The following is a 5268-nucleotide window of genomic DNA, read 5'->3' as shown; positions in this document are numbered from 1 at the left end:
CGGGCCAGCCACGCGCGTTGGCCGCGACCGAGGCGCAGGAGAGTCCGCCCATACGGCGCGTCGGCTATCACGGTCTGCGTCCGCTCGGACAGGAGATGTATGCCAACCCGCTCCCGGCGCGGGCTCGGTGGCATCACGGAAGCAGCTCGTCGCTTCCCTGCGCCATGACCATGACGGTTTACCTACGTGACTCCGACGATCGGTACGTGCCCTACGTTCTCAGCGGCGGCCCGTGACCTACAGCCCGGGTTCCGTCGGTTGGCACGGAACTGGTCGATGAGGACAGTGAACTTCCCGTTGGCGGCCTCCCGCCTGCCAGGCGTCGTGGACTACCGCGATCACCAGCGCGATACCCTGCCTGGTATCAGCTCGTCCCATGCCGTGCTCCCTCATGTCCGGGATGACGCCCACGTGGAGGCCTGCGATCGCCTGCTCTCGGCCGAACAGGGCCCCTCGCCGAAGCCCGCGTCCGTGGGGCCGGCGAGTGGAACTGACCAGGCGAGTGGAGTTCACCCACTGTGCCGTGACGCCGCATCGCACCGCGTGAGCTCCGTCGACCGGTGTCCCTGCGGCTCCCGCCGGGAGTACGCGCGGTGCTGCGAGCCGTTTCATCTCGGGAATCCGGCACCGACCGCCGAGGCGCTCATGCGCTCCCGCTACAGCGCCTTCGCCCGTGGCCTCGCGCCGTACCTGCTGCGCACCTGGCATCCCGCGACGCGCCCCCGCCGCCTGGACCTGGACGCCGATCTGACCTGGCGCGCCCTGCAGATCGTCGACACCGTGGACGGCGGGCCAGGCGACGACTCCGGCGTCGTGGAGTTCCGCGCGGTCGCGCGCACGGCGAACGGTGAACGTCATATGCAGCACGAGCGCAGCACGTTCACCCGGATCGACGGCCGTTGGGTCTATGTGGATGCCGCGGCCGGGCCCCTGCTCCACGACCAGTGATCCTGGGGCCATCCGGATTCCAGGGTCCGCATGATGTCGTGAAACACCGTGATCCCAGGGGCCCCGTGAACGCAGGTGGCCCCGTGGACGCAGGAAAATCCTGCTATGGCTGGGGATCCTGGCGGTTGGCGCGGAACTGGTCGATGATCACGGTGAACTGGCCGTTGACCGTGACATCGGTGATGCCGGCGAACAAGGCACCGGTGCCGGGTAGGGCGACCACGGTGCGGACACAGATCACGAACGAGGCGCCCGGTTCGAGGGTTTCGGCGCCGTCCCCGGGATTGCCGTCGCCGCAGTTCGTTCCGGTCGGGGCGAAACGGACCTGCGGCGTGTCGGAAACGCCCTGGTCTCGCAGGGCGAGTCCGGCGGCCAGGCGGGCACGGTTGACCCCCTGCGTCGCGCTGTCGGCGGTCGCGAAAGCGCGACCGGCCTCGCGGGCGGCCTGGGTCACACCGAAGGCGGAACGCTGCACCGAGAAGACACAGAGAAACAGATAGACGAACGGTACGAGCAGCACGATCGACAGTCCCACGAACTCGATCATCGCGGAGCCCTCGTCAGCGGCTCCCCATCCCCGCACCCGCCTCCCGGCAGCGGCCCGCGCTCGTTTGCCCGGCCCCGCTCCTAGTCGCCGTCCCCAGACGGCGCCCCGGGCTCGCTCCTCCCTGACGCCTGCCTCCCCTGGCCGCCCCCAGAAAGCGGCAGCCAGCACGGGACGGGCCCGGTCCATCGATCGCACCACGCGTCGCGCCGGGCCGACCGTCGAACCCGGGCCGGACGTAGAACCGGGACCGGACGTCGAACTGGGATCGGACGTCGAACTGGGATCGGACGTCAACCCCGGGCGGGCCCCAGGCGTCACGGCACCTCCTTGACGGCGTGGCCGGTGACCGTCAGCGTGACGCCGTCCCCGAGGGGAACCAGGACGAGCGGGACGACCACCTTGCAGGTCACCTGGACGAGCGGGGTGGCGTCCGGGCCGTCGACGTCCACGCCCGTGCAGGTGGTGTCGGCTCGCCCGGGGATCGTCCGGGCGATGAGCGCCTGGGCGTACGGGCCGCCGTCCGCCGAGGTGACGCCGAGGTTGGCCGCGTGCCGGGCGCCCTCGGCCGCGTCGGCCGCGAGGGTGTTGCGGACGTAGAGGACCAGCCCGACCTGCAGAATCCCGAGGAACAGGAACAGCAGCAGTGTTCCCACCAGGATGAACTCCACCACCGAGGAGCCCTCGTCCGCTGGCAGACCTCCGGTGGCCGGCAGGCCTCCGGAGGCGGTTAGGCCTCCGGAGGCGGGCGGATTTCCGGTGGCTGGTAGACTTCCGGGGGTTTCGACGGTCGCGGCCTGCTGATCGTCCACGACCGGTTCGTCGATTGTGCGCCTACTTGCCGCCGCCACCACCGACTCCGGAGACCGAGTTGATGGCGGAGTTGAACAGGTTCTGCAACGCGGGAGTCGCGAGCGTCGCGATCGCCACGACCAGCGCCGCCGTCATCACCGTGATCATCACCCAGCCGGGGACGTCACCCCGGTCGCGGTCATCGCCAGGACTGCCGCTGCCGTCGCGGGGGGTGGGTCCCGCGGCCCAGGCCAGCCACCGCGCGCTCAGGGCCCGTCCGGCCTGCCCGATACGCCGTCCCATGGTCTCTCCTTCGCTGTTCGGTCCGAGACGGCGCGCCGCGGATCATCGGCGCGTCGTCTCGGGACCGTGTGTGGGCACCGCGTCGTGCCATGCCTGCGTGCCGTGCCAGTCGTGCGCGTGCGGCCGGTCGTGCGCGTGCGGCCAGTGCGAGTCGGTGCGCGACGTCCGACATGTGGGACTCGTGAAAGTCCGGTGTCGTTGCGCGCGCGGGGGAAGCCGCCAGGCGCTCGGCGTCGGTGCGACGGTCACTGGGCGATCACGGTGAAGCTCACCAGGGCGGGATAGAAGGCGAAGATCACCGTGGTGGGCAGGACGAGGAAGACGACCGGGATCATCATGGCGATCTCCTTGCGGCCGCCGGCTTCGAGCAGCTGGCGTTTGCCGGCCTCGCGGGCGTCCACGGCCTGCGCGCGCAGGATGTCGGCCAGGGGGGTGCCGCGTTCGATGGCGACGGCCATACCGTCGACGAAGCGGGTCAGCGGCGCCAGGGCGGTACGGGCGGCGATGCCTTCCAGAGCCTGGACGAGGGTGGCGCCGGCTCGGGCGTCGGCGAGCGCCAGACGCAGTTCGCGGCCCAGTTCGCCGTGGGTGAGGCGACCGACCCGCTCCAGGGCCCCGATCGCAGACTCACCGGCGGTGACGGCCAGGGCGAGCAGTTCGGCGATGGTGGGGAACTCCAGCAGCATCCGGTCCTCGCGGTCGGCGATCGTCCGGGTCAGCCAGTAGTCGCGTCCGACCACACCACCGGCGGCGCCGGCGACGACGAGGGCGACGCTGACCAGCGCGGGCGGGCCGATGCCGACGGTCGCGCGCAGCCCCAGCAGGAACGCCCCGAACAGCGCCCCGCAGGCCGCGCACACCACCTGCTGCGCGCGGAACTCCTCGATGCCGGTGCGCCCGCCGGCCTGGGTGAGCCGTCGTTGGAGTCCGACCCGTCCGCCGAGGAAGCGGTCGAGGCGGCCAGCCACATCCGAGAGCAGCGGACGCAGCAGCGCCTCGATGGCGACGAACCCCGGGCGGTTGGACGAGCGTGGCCGGTCGGCGAGCAGCCGGGACGGACGTGGGGTGTCCCGCAGGTACGGGTCGATCCGGTCGGCGAGCTGGATGCGCCGGGCCCGCGGCGACCGGTACACGATGATGACCAGGCCCAGTCCGAGCAGCAGGCCGAGCAACGCACCGGCGGCGACCATCGTCACGCTGCCACCCCTGTCACATCCGTCACGCCGATCAGACCCGTCACACCCGTCACCACGCCCGTCACACCCGTCACCAGGGTTGTCACACCCGCCACCACGGTCGGAGCCGTCACCGCTGGCACGGCCGTCATCCCCAGCCCTCCCGTCCGGCTTCGGGACCGGGATGCGGGCCGTCCGGACCGAAGCCGGGATCCGCCACGCCACCCGGCCAGTCCAGGCCAGGCCCGCCGCCGTTCGGGTCTGGCGGCCAGCCCATCGGCGGCGACCCGGACGACCCGAAGGGACCGGACGACCCGGACGACCCGGATGGGCCCGCCGAACCCGCCGTGCCGGCGGAGCCGGACGCGGTCGCCGTGGCGAGGGTGGGTTCCGGGTCGGTCGCGGGCAGCCCCGGCTGGGCACCGCCACGCAGCACACGGCCCTCCTCGGGGAGCCGTCCGATCCGGCGCATCAGGATGTAGGCCAGACCGGACACCGCGCCGCCACCGACGAGGACCGCCACGCCGGTCGGACTGTCGTAGGCCTGCACGTTCTGCCCGCGGGTGGCGAGCAGTAGCAGCACGATCCAGGGGGCGGCGAGGGCGAGCCGGGCGGCGTTGACGGTCCAGCCCTGGCGGGTCTCGAGTTCGGCGCGGGTGCGGGCGTCCTCGCGCAGGAACGTCGACAGGGTGCGCAGCAGACGACCGAGGTCGGTGCCGCCGACCTCGCGGGCCATCCGCAGCGACTCGATGATCCGGTCGGCGATGGGGTCGGCGAGCTCGTCGGCGAGGCGATCCAGGCAGGTCGTGAAGGAGCCGGTGGCACCGTAGTCCTCACCGAACCGGGTGAACGCGGGCCGTAGCTGCACCGGACCGCGCACGCCGACCGCGGCGAGCCCCTCGGGCAGGGACATGCCGGCGCGGACGGCGCTGGCGAGGTTGTCGACGACGTCCGGCCACAGTTCGCGCAGGTCGTGCATCCGGGCATGCCGGCGACGCACCACCAGGGTGCGCGGGATCATGGCGGCGAACAGCGCGAACGCGCCGGCCAGCGACAGGGTGCCGGTCAGCGCCAGCACCACCAGCCCGACCAGAGCACCAAGCCCGACGCTGATCGCGACGAACTGGCGCGGGCCGAGACCGCGGATTCCCGCCTGGGCCAGCAGCTCGGCGGTGTTGTGCTCCCAGCGCGCCACCGCCGCCGCGAGCGCACCGCCACCGCGTACACCGGACGACCGACCGCTGGTGACGATCAGAAACAGGCCCAGCCCGCACAGCAGGCCGAGAAAGATGCCCATCTAGCCCTCCACCGCGATCTCGGACCAGCCATCACCGGTCGACTGCCGCCGCTCGGACGGCACATGCTGGGACGTCGGTGGGTGCTGGGACATCGGCACGTGCTGGGACGTCGGTGGGTGCTGGGATGTCGGTGAGTACGGCACCGACGGCGCGGGCGGTGGCATCGGCGGCGGCTGGCGCGTCGGCGGGGATGGCGGGAGCTGCGGGG

At 72.1% G+C, this 5268-nt stretch carries 5 protein-coding genes and 1 pseudogene; 1 reads left to right on the top strand and 5 read right to left on the bottom strand.

Features of this window, described 5'->3' with window-relative positions; genetic code table 11:
• Positions 1–543 precede the first annotated feature (543 nt).
• Complete coding sequence (locus G6R24_RS17895) at positions 544–948, top strand: YchJ family protein (protein ID WP_163550360.1); 405 nt, start codon at positions 544–546, stop codon at positions 946–948.
• Positions 949–1051: 103 nt separating this feature from the next.
• Here G6R24_RS17895 and G6R24_RS17890 read toward each other — a convergent pair whose 3' ends face one another.
• From G6R24_RS17890 to G6R24_RS17870, 5 genes and pseudogenes are all read right to left on the bottom strand, one after another.
• Positions 1052–1495, bottom strand: a complete 444-nt coding sequence (locus G6R24_RS17890) for a hypothetical protein (protein ID WP_163550359.1) — start codon at positions 1493–1495, stop codon at positions 1052–1054.
• 314 nt (positions 1496–1809) lie between these two features.
• The gene (locus G6R24_RS17885) at positions 1810–2166 is read right to left on the bottom strand and encodes a TadE/TadG family type IV pilus assembly protein (protein WP_391530678.1); all 357 of its coding nucleotides are present in this window, start codon (positions 2164–2166) and stop codon (positions 1810–1812) included.
• 160 nt (positions 2167–2326) lie between these two features.
• The gene (locus G6R24_RS17880; protein ID WP_163550358.1) at positions 2327–2587 is read right to left on the bottom strand and encodes a hypothetical protein; all 261 of its coding nucleotides are present in this window, start codon (positions 2585–2587) and stop codon (positions 2327–2329) included.
• Between the two features lie 245 nt (positions 2588–2832).
• Positions 2833–3783, bottom strand: a complete 951-nt coding sequence (locus G6R24_RS17875) for a type II secretion system F family protein (protein ID WP_163550357.1) — start codon at positions 3781–3783, stop codon at positions 2833–2835.
• Between the two features lie 406 nt (positions 3784–4189).
• Positions 4190–5059 (bottom strand): annotated as a pseudogene (locus tag G6R24_RS17870) (type II secretion system F family protein); the annotation flags it as partial.
• Positions 5060–5268 lie beyond the last annotated feature (209 nt).

The organism is Candidatus Frankia nodulisporulans (assembly GCF_902806475.1).
In the GTDB taxonomy this organism is placed as follows: domain Bacteria; phylum Actinomycetota; class Actinomycetes; order Frankiales; family Frankiaceae; genus Frankia; species Frankia umida.
Note: the sequence above shows the minus strand (reverse complement) of the source record. Positions and strands in the feature narration are given on the sequence as shown.